Here is a 19,930-nt window from a genome sequence, read left to right on the forward strand (position 1 = left end):
CATCCGTATCGTCAAAGGCCGTGATTATGCCAATGAACCGCGAAATTCGACACTCGACGTTTCGAACGTTGACGGTTCCGCCGCTCGCCCGGGCAGGGCACGTTGACGATGCCTCGCCGCGTCACGATATGCGGAGGCCACTCCGATACAGACGCGGCCTGCTCGGCTGCTTTCTCGCGAGGACTGAACGGCCACGAAAACTGTCACGGCGCGTGCGCCATCGTCCGCGATCATCTACTGCCGCGTGTCCGGTGATTTACGGGGCTGCTCCACCTACGAATCGATGTATTTGTATTTTAGGTTCAGGTCATCACTCTTACCGCTCAGTTCGACGTGCAAAATGGGCTCCTGTGCCTTCCCATCCACCCAAAGGATGCATTCCGCGCCCCAGGATTGACCGTCGTCCATCTCGAAGAGATCAATGTATGGTCTCGATCCTTTCTTTCCCGAGAAAGCCACTTCAATCGGCGCTAAGCTGATACTAGGTTTTCTTCCAAAATAGTCGTCGAGCGATTCGCATATCTCATCGAGAATCGGTTCGGTGACCCCGAACGTCGACCCCAGTAGATGCTTGTCCATCGAGTTGAGTGCGCCAAGGAATTCGGAAATCACTCTATAAGCCCGATCATTCAATAATGGCGTCATTCCGGCCTCATTCGTTTCGATGGTGTGCTCATCCCAGAACCGGCATTTGCACCATTGCTGGAGAAATAGCCTCGTGCGCGTAAGACAGCACACTTAGCCGCCTTGGGGCTTAGCCCGGCAGTCTTCAGTGAGTTGAAGGCAGCTACTACAGTCTCGCTTCCTAAGGTGCCGGCAAGTGACGCGTTGTCCTGAGTCCGGTTCGCGCGGTAGTGCGGCGTTCCGCGAGTGGTACCGTTAGCGTTTCGCGATGGAGCTCATCACGCTCAAACTGCATGCGCTCCCCGCCATCCAGCAGCATCCCGTGCACATGCCCTGATCCCTACATCAACCAGTCGATCGCGTGACCGTCGGGCCGTACAGTCCGCCGACGATTGCCCAGCTCGTCATATTCGTAGTGCCAGACCAACATTCAGGCGTTCGAGCTTGTCGGTCACGCGCACGTGGCTCGTGCCGGCCTAAAGCGTGAGAGCACCGTAAATACGGACTTCATCACCCTCCTCTCGCTTGTGAGCACGCAAAATCAGAGTCAGGTCGCTCTCGACACCGTCGACTATCAAATTAATTGGAATTCGCTTATCACGACCCGACGGTGAACTTGGATTTATTTCGCACAGGGCCGAATGATTGAGGACATAATTTTCACCTGGGACTCCGATTCGCACCAGGTAGCTCTCACTCGGAAAATTCCCTCCCAGGCACTCCAAAATCCCAGCCTTTATTTCGGATGGCACGCTCAATTCGAAGTTTCCCTCCGCCTCCAAGCGAACAAAATCATTCTTTTAAATCAGAGCACATATTTTGATAATTTCCAGAACCATCGCCTACGCAATCCATCCGTTCACGCTACCACATCCCAGTCGAACTGCATCGATTTCCCGGTATTCGGATCGGCGCATCACCAGTCACGCCCAAGTTGGCAAAGTGCGCATCGCCCCGCATGATATGACAACGCGTCTGGCTCTCTGACAGACCTGCTCACTGAAGAGCCCAATATGCGACACGGCGCTCCGCTGCGTAATTTCCACCGCCCTCTCTCTGGCGTTGAGACTGAGTAGCAATATTAAGAAACAACCCAATCACCCCATCAATTCATCAACACCAACAAACCCTTCGCGCAACGCAAACTCGACAGCACGCCTCAATTCTGAAAAATTCGCCCTCAAGTAAACAAAATACAGATCAACAGCACCCTCATACTTATCGAAATAATCATCAAACCCAGCTCTAAATCCAGCCTCCGTTCTTTTTATAAAAAACTCACTGCTTGCAGGCTCGCCATCGAGCTCATACTTTCGATTAACCCACAAACCCTTCTTCCCGCCGATCTTGCCAGCCACCTTTTCAAAGTCAACCTGCCACTCACTCATTTCATTTCCTCTTCAATGGGCACGCTTTTTTGCTCACCAAAGATATCAAGCCTATCACCATCAGGCGTAATCACATTAATGTGCGGCGTTGTTTTATGCGGATGCTTGTTCAGCACGTCACTGATGATCTGGTCGACGGTCGCGTCGTTCCAGAGCCGCTGATCGCGGCGGAACTTCAGGAAATGGGTGAAATCGGCGAACGCGAGCTGATATGTCGTGAGCCCGCCGTCGTCGCCCAGCCGGCGCGCGGTATGCACGTATCCGTTGATCGGCCGGTAACTGCGGTCGCCCTGCTGAATCCACAACGTGACGGGCTGCGCGATCAGCTTTTTGAGTTCTAGATCGCTATCGGTCGACAGCACGTCGAGCGTGAACTCGTACGAGCGTCCGATGCGCGAACGGCCGACCACCCGCTGCACGGTCAGGACATTGGCCCCCAACGGCGTGTCGAGCTTCAGCAGCCGGTCCTGCTGAAGCAACCCGCCGCGCAACGCGGCAATTGTGTTCTGCATGTTCACGACTACGGCCTTTTCTTCTTTTGACGCGCCCTCGGATGGCGCCGGCATTTGATTCAGCTCGCGCGATTTTACAGACAAATTACAGCACGAACCCGAAATATGACCTGATTTAAAAGAACATTTCGAGTGCAATCGGAAAATATCCGAGCGGGACTGCTCACCGAATTGCTCCCCCCCAGCCGAGCCGATTCCTGTCCACGCCACAGGAAGTCAGCCGCCTCTCCCCATGAAATCGATTGCAATCAGGGCCAATTCGACTTTCGGCGCGGCGCGGTTACGAGTAGTGTCTACGTGTCCGTGTTGCGGCCCACCGGGGCCGGCCGGCGCCTGGCGCTCACCACAACACCGTACTGAACACTGGAGATTTGCGATGAAACGTTCGAAGTTCCTGCTGTCGGGCCTGCTGCTCGCGTCGGCCCTCGGCTTCACGGCCGTCACCGCGCATGCGGAAGACCTGCTCGATTCGGTGAAGAAAGCCGGCGTGCTGCGCGTCGGCCTCGAAGGCACGTATCCGCCGTTCAATTCGCGCGGCACGTCGGGTCAACTCGAAGGCTTCGACGTCGACGTCGCGAACGCGGTCGCCGGCAAGCTCGGCGTGAAGACGCAGTTCATCCCGACCGAATGGAGCGGCATCATCGCGGGCCTGCAGGCCGGCAAATTCGACGTGATCGTCAACCAGGTCACGATCACGCCGCAGCGCAAGGAAGTGCTCGACTTCAGCCAGCCGTACACGTACTCGGCCGCGCAGCTGATCCAGCGCAAGGACGACACGCGCAACTTCAAGTCGCTCGACGATTTCAAGGGCAAGAAGCTCGGCGTGACGCTCGGCACCAACTACGACCAGATGGCGCGCACCGTGCCGGGCATCGAGGTGCAGACGTATCCGGGCGCGCCGGAGAAGCTGCGCGACCTCGCCGCGGGCCGGATCGAGGCGACGCTCGACGATCGCCTGATGCTGCCGTACATGATCAAGACGTCGAACCTGCCGCTGCGCGCGGGCGCGGTGCTGAACGGCGGCAAGCAGGAAATGGCGATCCCGTTCCGCAAGGGCAACCCGAAGTTCGAGAAGGCGATCAACAACGCGCTGGAGTCGCTGCAAAAGGACGGTACGCTGAAGAAGATCTCGATGCACTGGTTCGGCAGCGACGTGACGGTGCCGGTCGCGCAGTAAGCGGGGCGGCGTTTCGATGCGTCACGCCCTTCGTCTCGATGAAGGCGTGACGCTTCCTCTCAGGCCGCTTCGTCGAAGCGCGCCAGCAGCATCTGGCCGATCGGCGTCAGCGCCGGGCGCGCGGCTACCGTGCTCATGCGCACCTGCGTATCGACGACCAGTTGCTTTTCTACCAGCACGGCGAAGGCCTGATTCGATTGATCGACGCTGTCAGGCGCGCGCGCAATGCGCAGCAGCATCGAGAATTCATGCGGACTCAACATGGTCCAGGTCTCCTGATCGTTCTCGATCCTGCTCGAATCGGCGTCGATCCTGTCCTTTAATGAAACGGGGCGAAGGCATGATGAAAGTGAAAGCGCCCGACCGCTTGCGACACGGGCACGTCGTCGCGAGGAACTGAGCGTTCCCTGATCGAGGGAACGCCACCATATTGATTGGATGCATACGTCACGACGGGAACGTGCAACCTTATGGGGTCGTCGTGACGCGGTCGTGACAGTAAAACAGGCACGCAATGAGCCTATCCTAATGTTTGTGTGTGAGGCATAAACTGATGGCCAAGGAGCCACGTTATGCCACGCAAACGCAAGGAAGAAGTGACGATTGAACCGGGCAAGGGTTTGAACCTGGACCCGGAACTGATCAAGCAACTGGTACCCGGCACGCTGGATCGGGCGACGATCAACGAGCAGCTTGCGGCGCTCAAGAAGGCAATCTTCGAACGCGCGCTGGGCGGCGAACTGACCCACCACCTCGGCTACGAGAAGGGCGATGCCAAGCCGGCAGGCCGCACGAACCATCGCAACGGCACCAGCCGCAAGCGCATCACGACCGACGACGACCTGCTCGACGTCGAGATTCCGCGCGACCGCGAAGGCACTTTCGATCCGGTGCTGATCGCCAAGGGCGAGCGACGCTTCACCGGCTTCGACGACAAGATCATCGCGATGTACGCACGCGGCATGAGCGTGCGGGAGATTCAGGGCTTCCTGCAAGAGATGTACGGCATCGAGGTGTCACCAGACTTCATCAGCACGGTCACCGACGCGGTGATCGATGAAGTGCGCGAGTGGCAACAGCGGCCGCTCGAGCCGATGTACCCGGTCGTGTTCTTCGACGCCTTGCGAGTCAAGATCCGCGACGAAGGCGTCGTGCGTAACAAGGCGATCTACCTGGCGCTGGGCGTGCGCCGCGACGGCACACGCGACGTGTTGGGCCTTTGGATCGAGCAGACCGAGGGGGCCAAGTTCTGGCTGCGGGTCGTCAACGACCTTAAGCTGCGCGGCGTGCAGGATATCCTGATTGCCGTGGTCGACGGCCTGAAGGGCTTCCCGGAAGCGATCAACACGGTGTTCCCGGAAACGACGGTCCAGACCTGCATCGTGCATCTGATCCGGAACTCGCTGGACTTCGCCAGCTGGAAAGACAGGAAATCGGTCGCGGCGGCGCTCAAGGAGGTCTATCGGGCAGCGTCGGCCGAAGCGGCCGCCGTGGCGCTGGACGCGTTCGATACGAGCCCGTGGGGTACGAAATACCCTCCGATTGCCGCGCTCTGGCGCCGAGCCTGGGATCAGGTGATTCCGTTCTACGCCTTCGCGCCTGACATCCGGAAAATTGTATATACGACCAACGCGATCGAGTCGCTGCACATGCAGCTTCGGAAGATCATCAAGGCGCGCGGCCACTTCCCGTCGGACGAGGCCGCGCTCAAACTGATCTGGCTGGCGCTACGCAACGTCGTGGCCAAGTGGACCGGCTCCCGGCACGATTGGAAGAGCGCGATGACGCAGTTCGCACTGCTTTACCCGGAACGATTCAACATTGGAGTCTGAATCTCAACCCGCCTCACACACGGAATTCCGGATACCTCCCACGCAATAGCGGTATCTGACCTTGCCGGCCAGCACCAGCGACCAACTAATCCATTGTCTGCCGCATAAAATGCGCCTGCACGTGACGTGCACGGCTGATACCCAGCGTATTGGCCTTCGATTACCACGCCCTCTTGCTCAAGAATCGCGGGCACTCACGCGGCTTTCCCGAACAGTTCACCCCGACCTGCCCCCTTCAATAGGGCCGATGGGCTTCTAGCAAAGTCCCTTTAAACCAGCTCCTTGAAAGCGGCAGGAGCATCCGCGGTTGCCCGATGTTTCGCCGCAAACTCTGACGGCGCAAGGTAGTTCAGTGCGCTGTGCGGCCTTTGCTCGTTGTAGTCCTGACGCCATGCCGCGATGACAGCCCGAGCGTGCGCGAGCGTCGTGAACCAGTGCTCGTTAAGGCATTCGTCGCGGAACTTGCCGTTGAACGATTCGATGTACGCATTCTGCGTTGGCTTGCCCGCCTGAATCAACTTCAGCGTGACGCCGTTCGCATACGCCCACTGGTCAAGCGCGCGGCTCGTAAATTCGGGTCCCTGGTCTGTTCGCACCGCCTTGGGATAGCCACGGAAGCGAGCTGCACGGTCCAATGCCCGAGCGACATACAAACCTGAGATGCCATGGTCGACGACGATGTCGACAGCCTCTTTCGTGAAGTCGTCGACGACGGTCAGGCACTTCACGCGCCGGCCGTTGGAAAGCGCATCCATCACGAAATCGATTGACCACACCTCATTGGGCGCGCCCGGCAATGCCAGTTGCTCGCGTTCAATCATTACGCCGTGGCGCTTGCGACGGCGTCGCACAGCCAGCCCTGCCTCACGGTACAGACGATAGATGCGCTTGTGATTGGCGTGCGTGCCTTCGCGTTCCACCAGGGCGTGCAGTCGGCGATAGCCGAATCGACGACGTTCGTGCGCCAACTCCACCAGACGCGCCGCTAACACCTCATTCTCGTGGTCCGGCTTCGCGTCGTAATGCAGCACGCTGCGAGAAAGCCCGACAAGCCGGCAGGCGCGGCGCTCGGAGATGTTGACCTTCTCCCGAATCGCCGACACTGCTTCGCGTTTGGCTTGCGGGCTCAGGGCTTTCCCTTGACGACGACCTTCAACGCTTCCATATCGAGCATTGCTTCGGCCAGCAGTTTCTTCAGCCGGGCATTCTCCACCTCGAGGTCCTTGAGCCGGCGGGCTTCCGAGACTTCCATGCCGCCGAACTTTGCGCGCCACGTGTAGAACGACGCGTCACTGAACCCGTGCTTCCTGCACAGTTCCTTGACCGGCATGCCGGCTTCAGCTTCCTTCAGAAACCCGATGATTTGCTGTTCCGTAAAGCGCTTCTTCATGTTCGTCTTCTTCTCCGAAAACGAACTTGACTAGACTCCGGCTGGCCCTGTTTGTAGGGGGCAGGTCAAGGGTCGCTGGCCCTAGAATTTTTTCGAGATCTGTCATTGATGAAATTCGCGCCTGAGAGATCAGGCTATTCATCTTTCTTCACTGACAATCGAAACCGTTGGCCTCCTCGAATTGCCTGACAGAATCTTGCAGAGACAAAGCCGACCCCAATTGATGCAGCCGCCCGTTCTCCCGCTCCACAATAATTGGCCCATTTCCCCCTAGAGAAAATATAATGTTTCCGGTCTCCAAATACTTTTTCGAATTGAATACGAACACCCACCCATACTGCTTTTCGATCGTCTTTCCCTCAACCACCGCATAGCCACCGGTGGACTCGGTTGAATCCATTTGATCAAGATACTCTCGAACAAGTTGCAGCGCTTGATCCCTGGTTATATCCATACTTCCTCCTATTTGTCTGTCCTGAGAATAAACCATTGCGTGTACCCATCGCTCAGGTTTGTAGGCTTGCCAGTTTGGCCATCTAGGAAACGAATCGTTCCGCCTTGATTTACTACGTTACTAAAGTGTCCTACCTCATCTCCACGAGCACCGAACACAACTGCTCTGGAGCCATCCCCCCAATTCGACATAGTCTGAGCGATCGCATCAGGACCTGTACGACCGATCCAATTGAAGGGCGTTTTTCCGAAAGCCGTTGCAACATCCGCAGGGCTTGTCACCTGTCCTGGCAAGGCGCTCGCCGGATTTCCGGCCAATGTCGCGTCTGTGGCAACGGCGCAGTTCGCACAATTCATCGTTCGGCCATCGGAAGGATAGATCGAATTTACATCTCGGACACTGTGCCCGCCGACCGCCTCGCCAATATCGACGCTAATACCCGGCTTGCTGCTTGCCAGAACCCTGTCAGTAAGCACCGCCAACGCAGCACTACCAGTCAACGCCCCAACAGCAGTCGGATCACCCTGGCCGACGGCCTTCATCGTATCCGAGAACCCGGCCACCGAATTCACGGCGGTTTGCTTCACACCGTTCCGCTGAATCGATTGGCCGACCTCGCTTACAGGATCGCCGACACCGCCACCAATAGCGGACAATCCATCAAGCGTTTGCAGCCCCCCCTGCACGACACCGTTGGCCACCGTTTTGGCAGCCGACGACGCAGCAGTTCCGACCCAAGACGCAACTTGCGTGGCCTTGCTGTTCGCGAGCTTCGCGGCATCCCACGCCCTCTGTGTCAGGGAATACTGGAGGAACGTCGGATCGCTCGCTTCAGCATCACGCAGAATTTTCTGTGCTTGAGCGTCTTGCGCACCAAGCTTCTGCATGTCGTCGTAATGCCGGAAGTCTGCCGTACCCTTCACGAATTCCGCAGAACAATCGACTTGCGAGCAAGCAGCTGCAATCAAGCGATTGTAGAGATCGACATTCTTGCCAGCGAGCGCCTTAATCTTGTCGATTTCCATCGGACTCAGTTGCCGATTGAAGCGATCTGCACTCGCCCCGGTCAACGCCCCCGTTCCGCCACCAACCAGCGCGCCAGCTCCGCCTGCCAGCAGATTCGGGGTCACGTTCCCCAGCAGCTCGTCGACGTTCGCGTTACCAGTCGGCCCCGCGTCCTTGATCGATTTAGCGAGCTCATTCAACTGTGGCGCGAGCTTCGCCGACACACCAGCGCCCGCAGCTCCACCAGCTGCTCCCAATCCCCCACCAGTCAATCCGCCCGTCAATGCACCACCAGCGATATGTAACGCGACGCGGTTGTCGCCGCCTTCGGCCCAGTCCTTCGCATCCTGCAAATATTGCGCCTGAAGCTTCGGATCGGTCTCGTTTGCCGCGGCTGTCAATGCTTCACGCTGTTTCTTGTCCGCATAGGCTCCGATCTGCTTCGCGATCGCTTCCGACGCCGCTTGCGCTGCGTTGATCAGATCGGATTGGTTGCTCAACACCTGTTGCAGATCCGGCGTCTTGCTGACAGTGCCATTCAGGTTCGTCGTGTCCCGGTTCAGCGTCGCCACATCCTGCTTCTGGTTCGCCTTGTCCGTGATCGTGATGTTGCCAGCACTGATTGCGCTTTTCGTGGTTGCATTGCTGCTATCGCTCTCGCTCACGTAGAGCGGCAATGCACCACCCGTATTCTTACCGCTCGTCTGCCCATGTGTAGCGTAATTGTTGCCACCGTCGCCAACACGGCCACCAGCACTAATCCCGAAGCTGCTCGCGTTGTAGCTCGAGCTGTTCTGAATATCCGAGAACGACAGCGTTCCGGTCGTCAGCTGGTTCTTGTCAGGCGTCGCCGTGCTCGCGATGTACGCTCCCTTCAGGTCCGTGTTGCCCTTGACCGTCACGTCAAATCCACCGTCCCCGGCCTGGATACCCGACTGCTCGTTCACGCCGGCATAGTTGCCGCTCGCATGACCGCTCTGCGCGCTGAAACTCGCGCTTCCGCCGCCCTGGCTGACGCTGAACCCACCGCCAGAACTGCTCTGGTGCGCCTCGCTATGGCTCGTATCCTGCACCGACGCGAGATTCAGGTTGCCACCTACATCCGCAATCACCTTGTTCGCATTGACGTTCGCGCCGATGATATTGGTGTCGCCGCCGCTGATGATCGTTGCCGTGTTACTCGCGTTGACGCGCGTGTTGTTCTGCGTCGCCGCATCCGAGTTCGCATCGCCGTGTGCGCGCGACATTGACGCCGACACACCAAAGCCACCCGTGCCGTACGACACGCCCACGCTCGCGCTCTTCGACTCGTTCGTGCTGCGCGTGCTGTCGGTATCCGTGCTGTTGACCAGATTGACCTTGTTCGTCGCCTGCAACAACACATCCTTCGCGGTCAAGTCCGATCCCTGGATCGTCACGTTGCCCTGTCCGGCGTTCTTGTCACCCGTTGCGACGAACGCGGCAGTACCGCCGGCCTTCACGCTGCTGCCGTTGTTCTGCGTGCTGTTCTCGGTGAACGTCGACTTGCTGTACGACGAGCCGAAGCTCAATTCGACCTTCGCCTCGACCTTGCCCTTCGGATCGTTCAGCGCATTCGTCATGCTGCCCGTTGCGCCGACCACATCGGCCATGCCGCCCGCCGCCGCAATCGCATGCAGCGCTGCCGCTCGTCCGTCCTGGCTGCCGCCCGCGCCCTGCGCCTGCTGGTTCACGTTCTGAATCGCATCGATCACCGGTGACTTCACGGCCAGCGTGAAACCCGAACTCTTTACCTCGTGGGTTTCTTCGTGATGACGATCCGTCTGCGACGCATCGATCGTCACTTCCTTCGCGATGCCGGTCACATCCTTGCCGGCAACGATGTCGGAACCTGTCACATGGAGCTTGTTGCCAGCCACCATCGACACGCTACCGTCCGTGCTGCCGATCAGGCTGCCCTGCGAACCCTTCACCGTATCGCGACTGGTATCGATCGTCTGGTTCGTACCATACGAGATTCCGGCGCCCGCGCTGCCAAGGCCGGACTTCTTCACATCCTTGTAGTGATACTCGCTCGAGGCTGTGTCCGCTGTCGTGACCGTCAGGTCGTGGCCAGCAGAAAGGCTCACGTCGTTGGTCGCAGCGATCGTTGCGGCCTTCGCCGTCAGGTCGTTGCCAGCCTGTACCGCAACCGTGCTGCCCGACAACGTCGTGCCGACCGCATTGGTGTAACTGCTCGAATCGATCGTATGCGTCGATTTCGACAACAGGAAGCCGTTTTCCTTGTGATAGTGCTCGTCGTTCGCGCTCGCGCTCTGTTCACCGGCCTTCAGGTTGACATCGTGCCCGGCGCTGATGCCAATCGCACCCTGCGCATTCGCATAAGCTGCCGTCGCGTTCACGTCGTGGCCGGCCACAATCGCCAGATTGCCGCCCGTTGCGATCTGCGTGCCCGTGTCGCTCGACGCCGAGTGTTCGGCGTGATTGCGGGCGTCCCACTTCACCGCGTCCTGACTGCTCTGGCGAACCGCATTCAAATTCAAGTCATTGTTGGCTGCCAGTACCGCATTGCCGGTCGTCGCGATAACAGCCGCATTGGCATTCAAGTCTCGACCGGCAACAGCCTGAAGCGTGCCCGCATTGACCGTCGATACACGATCGATGCCGGTCGCACTGCCATTCGCAGCTTTCGCAGAACTGGTCGTGCTCGTCAGGTTGAGGTCGCGCCCCGCCGACAGCGCCACCGCATTGCCTTGAATCAATCCACCGAGATTATTGAGATCCTGCTTCGCACTCGCGAGCACGGTTCCGCCCGACACCGTACCGCTATTGTCGATCGAATCGGCACGAATGATCGTGACGTTGCGGCTGGCGATCGTGCCCGAGTTCTTGTACGCACCATCCGAATCAATGGTGACATTCTTGCCGGAGATGACTGTGCCTTCGCCAGTCACGTCCGCCGCGTTCGCGTGCAAATACACCTGCGGCACCAGCACCGTCTGCTGACTACCATTCGGCAACATCACCGTCTGATTCACGAGCCAGACGATGTCGCTCGTCAGCGCGGCCATTTGCGCGTCGGTCAGCGCCGTGCCTACGTTCAGCCCGAACTGCTGCGACGCCTTCACGCCATTCGCCATCAGCGCTTTGTATTCGCTCTGGTTGTCCGTGTAGTCGCCAATGAAACGCTGGCCAGTCGTCTGAATGATCTGTTGCTGAATCAGTTGCTGCTCGTAGAAGCCATCGCCGATGCGCTCGAGGACCGTATTGGGATCGACCTTGAGCGCATCCAGCATCGTGTCGCTCGACAACCATTTCCGGTAATCGGTAAAGCGCGGGTCCGTCTCGATCAGGAAGTGGCTGCCCGGGTCACTCGTGACCTGATACAGCGCGTTGTTGGGCAAACGCGTGTTCGGCGTCACCGTGCGCACGACGACATCGCCCACGTTCGCCTTCACGGCCGATACGTTCCTCACACCGACACCCGACACGCCCGAGCCGATCAGCACTTGCCCGCCAACATCCTTGCCCGCCACCGGCGTCACGCCCGTACCGCTTGCGCCCTGCGCAGCGGACGTCGCCGCCGCCACGCTCTTGATCGGATTGGACGGTTTGCTCGGATCGGTCAGCACCACCGGCAGATCGATCGTTTGTGACGGAATGGCCGGCGAGTAGTTCGTAGTCGAGGTCGCGCGTTCGTCACCACTGAAGGCGCCGCCCGACTGGACCCAGGTATAGATCGCCTTGCCCGAGCCCGTGAACGTTTCAGTACCGGTCGCACCGATGTTCTGCACGTTCGTCGGTTTGTTGCCGTCACCGGCCACAATCTGGCTCTTGTCATTGACGCCGGAGGGCGTGTTGATCGTGATATGACGGCCAGCGGTGATCGTGCCGGGTTGCGAAGCCGTTGCCACGTCCTTGGTCGATTTCACGTCGACGGTATAGACGGTATAGGTCTGCACGAGCCGACTCGCCACATCCCCGTTATAGCCGACAAGCGCCTGGTTCAGGTTCTGGTAGGCAGTAACGGTGGCCTTGTACCACTGCTGGAAAGGCGCACAAGCCGCATTGGTCGAGGTCAGACACGATGGGCTCGGCGGACCAAAAGGTTTCGGTTTCACGCCCGTCACGTCGGCTTCAGTGGGGGGAGTGATGGAAAACCAGTTGCTCCCGACACCGTTTCTACCGGAAAGCAGGGCCGAGAGCGCGGACATCGAAAACGGACCCGACGTGATCCACGCCGGGTTCGCATCAGGCGGCGGCGTCACGCCGAACGTCGTCCAGATGTCGGCTGGCACCGTCCGATACGCGCCGGTCTGAGAAGCCACATCCTCTGTGCTGAAATTGTTTGCGGGATACGCGGTGTTATCAATCTTGCCCGCGACGCCGTTCATCGTGTACTTCGCGTACTTGGCGAACGGATATTTGGTCGACGGCAGCAGAATGAATTTCTGGTCGTCGTCCAGCGCCCACTGGTAGTCCGTGCCCGGATGGATTTCCTGGCTGTTCTTCTGGTACAGGTAAACGGTCGACGGGTCGATTTTTTCCGTCGACCCCGGCACCTGGTACCACAACTGGTTACCACTATCGGTCGTGACCGTCGAGGTCTGGAAGTTCGAATTCAGGTTCTCGAACCGGGTTGCGCTAATCGTGATGTCGCGACCGGCATCGATCTGCGCGCCGTTATTCGTCACGGTCTGCGCAGCACCGGTTGCCTGATGGTTCGCATCCAGCGCGCCGCCAACGCGAATGTCGTTGCTCGCGTAAATCAGCGCGTTGTTCTGGTTCTTGAGCGTCTGCGCCCCAATGTCGAGATCGCCGCGAGAAGCGATCACGCCACCGACGCCCTGGGCGTTCTGGTCGTTGACAACCGTGTTCGCGCCCACCGCGACCGTATCGCCGTAGATCCGTCCACCGGCATTCGTGATGGTGTCCCCGGCCGTCACCGTCGTGGTACCGCCATCGATCAGACCTTCGTTCGTAATCGACTGGTTCGCGTGAACGTTAGTGGCATTGCCACCGAAAATCTCGCCCGTCGCACGGTTCTGGATCGAATTGGCGTTAACGTTGGCAACGTTGCCGGCCGACAGTGTGCCGCTGTTGTCGAGCGCGCCGCTGGCAGTCGTCGTCAGATCATGACCCGCGACGATCCGCCCACTGTTGGTGAGATTGCCTTGCGTCGTTACGTTGACGTCGCCCGCCGATTGGAGCTTGCCGTCGTTGTTGAGCGTACCTGTCGAGACCGCCAGTTGCTGACCGCCATTGATGTCGCCCAGGCTGTTGATCAGCGTGTTCGACGCCGTCAATGTTGCCGTGCCTTTCGACTGGATGCTGCCCGACGTGTTGTTGATGGTCTGCGCGGTGAGCTTCGCATCCTTGTCCGCTCGAATCGCGCCGGACGTATTGTCGATCGCCTGGTTGGCGTTAAGGGTAACGCTTGCGCCTTCCATCCCTGCAGTCAACCCCGGCACGCCTGCGGTCGTCGGCAACATTGAACTGGCAGTCTGCGCATTGCGAATCGTATCGCCCGTCACCGACAGCGTGCCGCTCGCGTGCATGGCCCCGCGTGTGTTATCGACCGTCGTACCGGACACCGTTACATCGTTGTTGCCGCCGATCTGGCCCGCCACGTTCGACACCGTACCGGCGCTCCGTACGGTCAATGCGCCGTCCGCCACAAGCGAACCCGCATCGTTGGTCACGGATGCTGCGTTGACGGTCGCCGCATCGCTCGACGAGATCGCACCACCCGCGTTGCGCAACGCCCCCGTTGTCAGCGTGACGCCATTGCCGAGAACCTGACCACCCGTGGATTGCCCCGCCAGTACGCCGTTGTCGAACGTCTGGCCGTGCGTATCGAGATCGACCGCTCCCGTCGCCTGAACCAACCCCGACCGGTTATCGAACACCCCCGAACGGGTCGTCAGTGATTGGTTCGCCGCCACGTTGCCGAGCGTGTTGTCGATCGCACCCTGTCCGGACGCGAGCGTCACGTTCGCCCCCGTGATCGTACCGCCCGAGTTCAGCAAGCCCGTATTGGTCAGGGTCGTGTCGCCCGACGCCAGCAGCTTGCCGCCTGCGTTATCCGTCGTGCCCGATGTCGTCACCGACAATGCACCTGAGACGGAGCCGATGGTGCCACCGTGGTTCGTAATGGTCAGTGCCGCCGCGGTCGTATCGTGTGTCGCCGCGATCGTGCCGCCTGCATTCGTCAATGCGCCTGCTACATCGACCTTCGCGGTATTCGCCGACACCGTGCCTTGCGAATTGTCGAACGTACCGGCCTGCGTATTCAGCGCGCCAGCTGCGGTAATCTTGCCCTGGGTATTGTCCAGTGCCTGCGAGACGGTCAGCGCCATGTCGCCGGTGGACGTGCCGATCTGGCCTGCACGGTTGCTCAGCGTCGCGGCAGTTGCCGACAGCCCGGTTGCCCCCACCAGCTTGCCGCTATCGTTCGACAGTGAGCGCGTGGCAGTCAGCGACAATGCATCCGAAGTTGATCCGATCTGGCCGCCCGCATTGACCAGATCGCCCGTCTGGATTTGCGCACCGCGAACGGCCGTCATACTGCCGTTCGAGTTGTCGATCCTGTCACTTGCAACGACGAGTGCATTGGCCGAACTCACCGTGCCGCCAGTGTTCGTCAGGGACTGCATCGCACGCAGCGTCGTGTCGCCGGAGGCCGATCCGATCGTGCCTGCCGCGTTGCCAATGCTGCTTGCCGTCACCGACAGACCATTGCCGCCGACCATGGCGCCTGACTGATTCGAGACGGCCCCCGTCGCCGTCACGGTCAGTGCGTCAGTGGCGCCGATCTTGCCGCTCGTATTCACGACATCGGCCGCCGTGATCTGTGCGGCGTGTGCGCTGATCGATCCGGCCGAGTTGTCGAGATGGGTCGTGTGAATCGACAGGTCGCTACCGGATGCAACCTTGCCGTTTGCGTTGCTCAGCGATTGCGTGACGTCGAGCGAGGTATCGCCCGCCACGGAGCCGATTTGGCCCTGTGCGTTGGAAACCGTATTCGCCGTCAGCGTGAGACCATTGCCGCCTGCGATCTTCCCGTTGTCGTTCGACACGTTCCCGGTCGCCGTCAATGTCAACGCGCCCGTCGAGGTGCCGATCTCGCCCGCCACGTTCGTGAGGTCGGTTGCAGCGATCTGCGCCGTGCGCGCAGTCATGTGCCCCTGCGTATTGTCAAGCGCGCCAGCCAAGTTCAGGGACAGCGCATCTGCCGCCAACGTACCGGACCGGTTCGAAACCGATTGCGCGGTCACGTTCGCCAGGTTCTGCGAACTGATAACGCCTGAGTCGTTAACGAGTCGCCCCGTACTCAGCGTTACATTCTGACCGCTCATCGTGCCGGCGACGTTCGACAACGTGCCGTTCGTCGTGACGTTGACTGCGCTGGCCGCGTTCACGGTCCCGTGGTCGAGCGTGACGTCGGTTGCGAACAGATTGACGTTATCGCCCGCTGCCAGCGTGCCGCTGCTCGTCACGTTCGCAGCGCGCGCCGTCACCGAGCCACCACCGACGAGATTGCCTGCGGAATCTGCCCCCGCGTATGCCTGCCCGCTATTGTTGAACGACGTGGCGGCTGTCAGGTTCGTGTTGCCGCCCGACGAAATCGTTCCGGCGTTCGACAATGCCTGAGACGCGTTCAGATCGGTGCTCTGCGTACTGACAATCGTGCCTTGCTGGGCGACGTTGGCGCCATCGATCCGGGTGTTCGCGGCCGACTGAAGACGCGCCGTCGGCGCAATCGTCACATCGCCGTTGTTCGAGACTTGAATATCGCCGGTCAGTGACGTGACCGAACCGGCATCTCGCACCCCCACGCCGGCCTCGGTCCCGATCATCCGGACGCTATTGGCAAACATGCTACCCAACGCTTGCACGTCGATCGCGACGCCCGGCGCTGCGCCGGTGCCGGTCTGAGCCTGCGCAGTGTTGCTCGCATAGTCGACCCGGTTCGCACCCGCCACTGCGTTGATCGAATCCGCCCACACCTGGCCGTTGATCATCATCGCGCGTGCGATCAGGTCGATCGCGCTGCCATGCGCATCGAGCCCTGCACCGGCGATGCCGATCTGCCCCCGCGTCACGTTGAAACCTGCCAACGTGCCGTCCGGATTGAAAGTCGGCACGCCGGTCGTCAGCGTCACACGCGGAACATTCAGAAATCCGCAACCCGCACAGGTGATGCCTGCCGGATTGGCGATCACGAGATTCGCGCGATTGCCCGCGATCTCGGTCGGCCCGAGCAGTTGACTAGGGTTACCCGACGTGACCTGGTTGACGATCACGCGCGCCGAGTTGTTGCCAAGGAATGGGTTGCCTTGAACCCAGCCCGCGAGCTGCGTCTGTGAATTCTGGCCGCTGTTGACCAGCACCGCGCCCTTCGTCCCGACGTTGTACTGCGTGAAGTTGTTCAGCGAGACGCCGTTCTTCGGTGCAGTAATGTTGACGAGCGGTACGCCCGATGCCGACACGCCGACGACCGGATGGGTCGGACCGCTTCGATCGGGTGTGAGCGGCAGTGTTGCTTGCGCTTCGGCGACGAGCGGCTGCATGCCGAACGTACAGAGTGCGGCAAACGCAGTTGCGCGTGCCGCAAACCAGATCGAGGTCCCGGAATCCGCCGACATAGGTGGTCGAGTGACTCGCCGCACGCGAGCGCGTTCACCGCCCCCGTGCGCCGATGCGTATTCGTCAACCGCTACCAGCATGCCGCGCACGGCACTGAAGACCAAGCGAAAGATTCCGGAATTCATGATCGTTTTATTCTTGAATGCATGTCAGGCCGGCCGTCCACGCATCGCGCGAATGACCGACCCCACTCACGTTACTTGCAGCTCAGTGCCACCAAGCCGTTGATGTTGCCCGTCGTCGCGGCCGGGATGCCGTACGACACCACCAGATACGGCTGCTTCGCGTCCGTGCCCATGACCGTGCTCATCAGAGTCGATTTGGTCTTCGAGCTCAGCTCCGTCAGACCAATCGCAGAGGTTCCGACGAACGACTGGTTCTGGTCGCTACCGATCGAGTACTGCAGATTCAGCGTGTAGTTGATGGCCGGATTAAAGGTATCGGTACCGGTCGTCAGCGTCGCAGTGGCGCCATTCAGCGAACCCGGGGCCGTATTGCCGTCCGCCGACGTCGGACGCGTTGCGAAGGCCAGCGAGCATTGCATTTGCACAGGCGAAGTCGTGTCGATCGCAACCGGCACACCAATTGCCCATACTTGCCCCTGGTTGGCGTTATATGCAGCCCCCGAAGAATCCGCACCGTCAGCCCAGCGGCCGATTGCGATGGCGCCATTGCCAGCAAGGTCCGTCACGATGCCTTTGGTCAGGGCCTTGATCGTGCCCGACGAGTCATACGGAATCGCGACATAGGCACCCGGTGCCTGCTCCTTGAGCGTCGCGGTCGGCTGGGACAGGGCTCTGAGCGTGAAATGCCCGTTCGGCATCTGTCCACCGTTCCACGATGCGGGCGGCATCAGAATGCGGACCGTCGAAACCTGGCTCGAGATCGATTGCGATTGCCCTTCCACCCGAATCGTCGACGACGAGGACGCACTCCCCGACGGCGCTCCGGTTGATGACGCGCCATTTGATGCGGCGCTGCTACCGCTACCGCCGTCGTCACCGCCACCGCATGCGCTCAACCCGATCGCTGCCACCACCGCAAACGTTGCCGTCGCGGCTTGCAAAAGCCGATGCTTCTCGTACAGGCGCTGCATAGTCCATCCTTCTTCTGATTGACGATCAACAACACACCGAGTCGAGATCGACACCCCGCTCGGTCCACCCCAGCCACGCTTAGAACAATGTGCTGACCTGGAACAGCAGCGTCGGCGAACTCGTCTTGAAGCCCTGGGGCTTCGACAAGGGGAACCCAAGCGACACGTCGTAATTCAGTGCGGCACCGAGCACGTTCTTCGGTGCGAGATTGCCGCGCACGCCGACGACGGCGCCGACCAGTGTTTCGCCGAGCAGGTACTGTGCAGCGGGCCCTCGCACGCGCCCGGCATCGACGCCGGCATAGAGCGCCTGCGTGCCGACAGGCGTCGGCACATACCAGTCGAGTTCGTTGGAAACCACCCAACCGCTCTCGGCGGCCAGCGTCAGTTGCTGATCGAAGCCGCGCACGGCATAACGCGTGCCGATCGTGAAATAGTCGGAAGGGGTCAATGGCGTACGCGCGTTCTGCATGTTCCAGCCGAACTGGTACGAGAACGCCTGACTGCCGATCTTGAAAGGAACCTGGGCGCTGATGCTCGCTAACTCGACCTGGGTCTTGCCGTCGAAGTCGGGCGTGCCAACCACCGTACCCGAATTACTGGACAGGCCCGGCAGCGATGCGCGCCAGGAAAACGAGCCGTCGAGGACAACATTGCCGATGTACTGGCGATGTGCGATGCCGAGTTCGTAGCCGATGATGTCGCGATGCTGCACGGGAAGGTCGACACCATCCAGCGAGTTGCGACTGATTTTGTGGAACAGGTTGCCGTGGACCTCCGTACGCGCGTGTGCGTTCCGATAGATCACGCCCGACAGGCCGGCCTGAAGCTGCGACTGCACGCCGCTGTATTCGATCGGCGCATCGAAGCCGGCCACCGTCTGCTTATAGCGGGAGCGGCTCGCGTTCAACGTCAGCATCGCATAGCCAACCGGCACGCTGTAGTTGGCAGACACCGACTGGTTGCCTTTGTCCGATGCGCCGAAGTTCGCATTCGTCGTGCCGGCAATTTGCAGTTGGTCGTATAGGTGAAACGGCGAGTCGAACGTGAACGAGCCGGACAGCTCGTACTTGCCCGTCGAATCAAGACCCGCGTTGTCCGTGCCGATAACGGCATGCCAGCGCTTGCCCGTTCCGGGGTGAAAGACGAGCTCGGAGTCTCCCGGATTAAGACCGGGCGCGATGTCGAACGTAGCATCGGACTGGGATTGCAGACGACGCAGGTTCTCCAGCCCTTGATCGATGTCGCGCTGGTTCAACAGCGCACTGCCTGAAGTCGGCAGCGCCGCGCGCAACCAACCGATCGTGGGCTTGTCGGCTCGGACCTCGCTGATGCGTCCCGGAACGACACGCAGCGTCAACGTGCCCGATTGCAACGATTGCGTCGGCACGAGAACGCGAGATGTCACGTAACCGCGCTCGATCAGCGCATTATTGGCAGCATCCTGAATCTGCTTGAGTGCGGTCTTGCCGACGCATTGCCCCACGACCGGTTGGAGAAAGCGCGCAAGCCAACCGAACGTATTGTCTTCCAGCGCGATTTCCTTGATCGGAAAACACGGGTTATCGAGCGGCAGGCTCGTGATGTTGGCTGCCGCTGGCTTTTCTCCGGCCGGTGTCAGCACATTGGGACGCGGATTCAGCTCCTTGGTGGCCTCAAGTTGCTGCTGCTGCAAACGCTGGATTTGCGGGCCAGACGTAATTTCGGACGGCGGAACGCCTTGCGCTAACGCAGAAACGCTCGCCAACGCCGAAATCAACGCTGCCGAAGTTTCTCGATTCTTCACTTGTTAGCGGCGTAATGGTTGGTCTCTCGCGCCGTAAT

10 protein-coding genes and 1 pseudogene are annotated in these 19,930 nt (G+C 60.0%); 2 read left to right on the forward strand and 9 right to left on the reverse strand.

Going from position 1 to position 19,930, the window contains the following annotated elements; genetic code table 11:
• Positions 1-273 precede the first annotated feature (273 nt).
• The 3 genes and pseudogenes from DM992_RS01720 to DM992_RS01735 form a co-directional block, all read right to left on the reverse strand.
• The gene (locus tag DM992_RS01720; RefSeq protein ID WP_162631569.1) at positions 274-645 is read right to left on the reverse strand and encodes a hypothetical protein; all 372 of its coding nucleotides are present in this window, start codon (positions 643-645) and stop codon (positions 274-276) included.
• A gap of 1,076 nt (positions 646-1,721) precedes the next feature.
• On the reverse strand, positions 1,722-2,012 hold the full coding sequence (locus DM992_RS01730) for a hypothetical protein (protein WP_111015441.1): 291 nt from the start codon (positions 2,010-2,012) through the stop codon (positions 1,722-1,724).
• A gap of 98 nt (positions 2,013-2,110) precedes the next feature.
• A pseudogene (locus DM992_RS01735) lies at positions 2,111-2,530 on the reverse strand (contractile injection system protein, VgrG/Pvc8 family); the annotation flags it as partial.
• A 370-nt stretch (positions 2,531-2,900) separates the two neighbouring features.
• On the opposite strand from DM992_RS01735, the gene DM992_RS01745 reads away from it, so the two are divergent.
• Positions 2,901-3,701 carry a cystine ABC transporter substrate-binding protein gene (locus tag DM992_RS01745; RefSeq protein WP_111015443.1) on the forward strand — a complete coding sequence of 267 codons (801 nt, stop codon included), beginning with the start codon at positions 2,901-2,903 and terminating at the stop codon, positions 3,699-3,701.
• Between the two features lie 59 nt (positions 3,702-3,760).
• On the opposite strand, the gene DM992_RS01750 is transcribed toward DM992_RS01745, so the two are convergent.
• Complete coding sequence (locus DM992_RS01750; RefSeq protein WP_111015444.1) at positions 3,761-3,964, reverse strand: hypothetical protein; 204 nt, start codon at positions 3,962-3,964, stop codon at positions 3,761-3,763.
• Between the two features lie 309 nt (positions 3,965-4,273).
• Here DM992_RS01750 and DM992_RS01755 point away from each other — a divergent pair, with 309 nt between their 5' ends.
• Positions 4,274-5,533 carry an IS256 family transposase gene (locus DM992_RS01755; RefSeq protein ID WP_111015445.1) on the forward strand — a complete coding sequence of 420 codons (1,260 nt, stop codon included), beginning with the start codon at positions 4,274-4,276 and terminating at the stop codon, positions 5,531-5,533.
• Between the two features lie 269 nt (positions 5,534-5,802).
• Here the strand turns inward: DM992_RS01755 and DM992_RS01765 are convergent.
• The 5 genes from DM992_RS01765 to DM992_RS01790 form a co-directional block, all read right to left on the reverse strand.
• Positions 5,803-6,923, reverse strand: a protein-coding gene (locus tag DM992_RS01765; RefSeq protein WP_111015447.1) for an IS3-like element IS407 family transposase whose coding sequence is annotated in 2 segments (ribosomal slippage) — positions 5,803-6,665 and positions 6,665-6,923 — 1,122 coding nt in all. Because the reading frame shifts where the segments join, the coding sequence is not laid out codon by codon here.
• A gap of 148 nt (positions 6,924-7,071) precedes the next feature.
• The gene (locus DM992_RS01775; protein ID WP_162631570.1) at positions 7,072-7,377 is read right to left on the reverse strand and encodes a YrhB domain-containing protein; all 306 of its coding nucleotides are present in this window, start codon (positions 7,375-7,377) and stop codon (positions 7,072-7,074) included.
• An 8-nt stretch (positions 7,378-7,385) separates the two neighbouring features.
• Complete coding sequence (locus DM992_RS01780; RefSeq protein WP_111015450.1) at positions 7,386-17,135, reverse strand: hemagglutinin repeat-containing protein; 9,750 nt, start codon at positions 17,133-17,135, stop codon at positions 7,386-7,388.
• Between the two features lie 71 nt (positions 17,136-17,206).
• Positions 17,207-18,106 carry a hypothetical protein gene (locus DM992_RS01785; protein WP_111015451.1) on the reverse strand — a complete coding sequence of 300 codons (900 nt, stop codon included), beginning with the start codon at positions 18,104-18,106 and terminating at the stop codon, positions 17,207-17,209.
• 79 nt (positions 18,107-18,185) lie between these two features.
• Positions 18,186-19,892 carry a ShlB/FhaC/HecB family hemolysin secretion/activation protein gene (locus DM992_RS01790; protein WP_204356098.1) on the reverse strand — a complete coding sequence of 569 codons (1,707 nt, stop codon included), beginning with the start codon at positions 19,890-19,892 and terminating at the stop codon, positions 18,186-18,188.
• Between the last annotated feature and the right edge of the window lie 38 nt (positions 19,893-19,930).

This window comes from Burkholderia sp. JP2-270, from assembly GCF_003233675.1.
Lineage (GTDB): Bacteria > Pseudomonadota > Gammaproteobacteria > Burkholderiales > Burkholderiaceae > Burkholderia > Burkholderia pyrrocinia_C.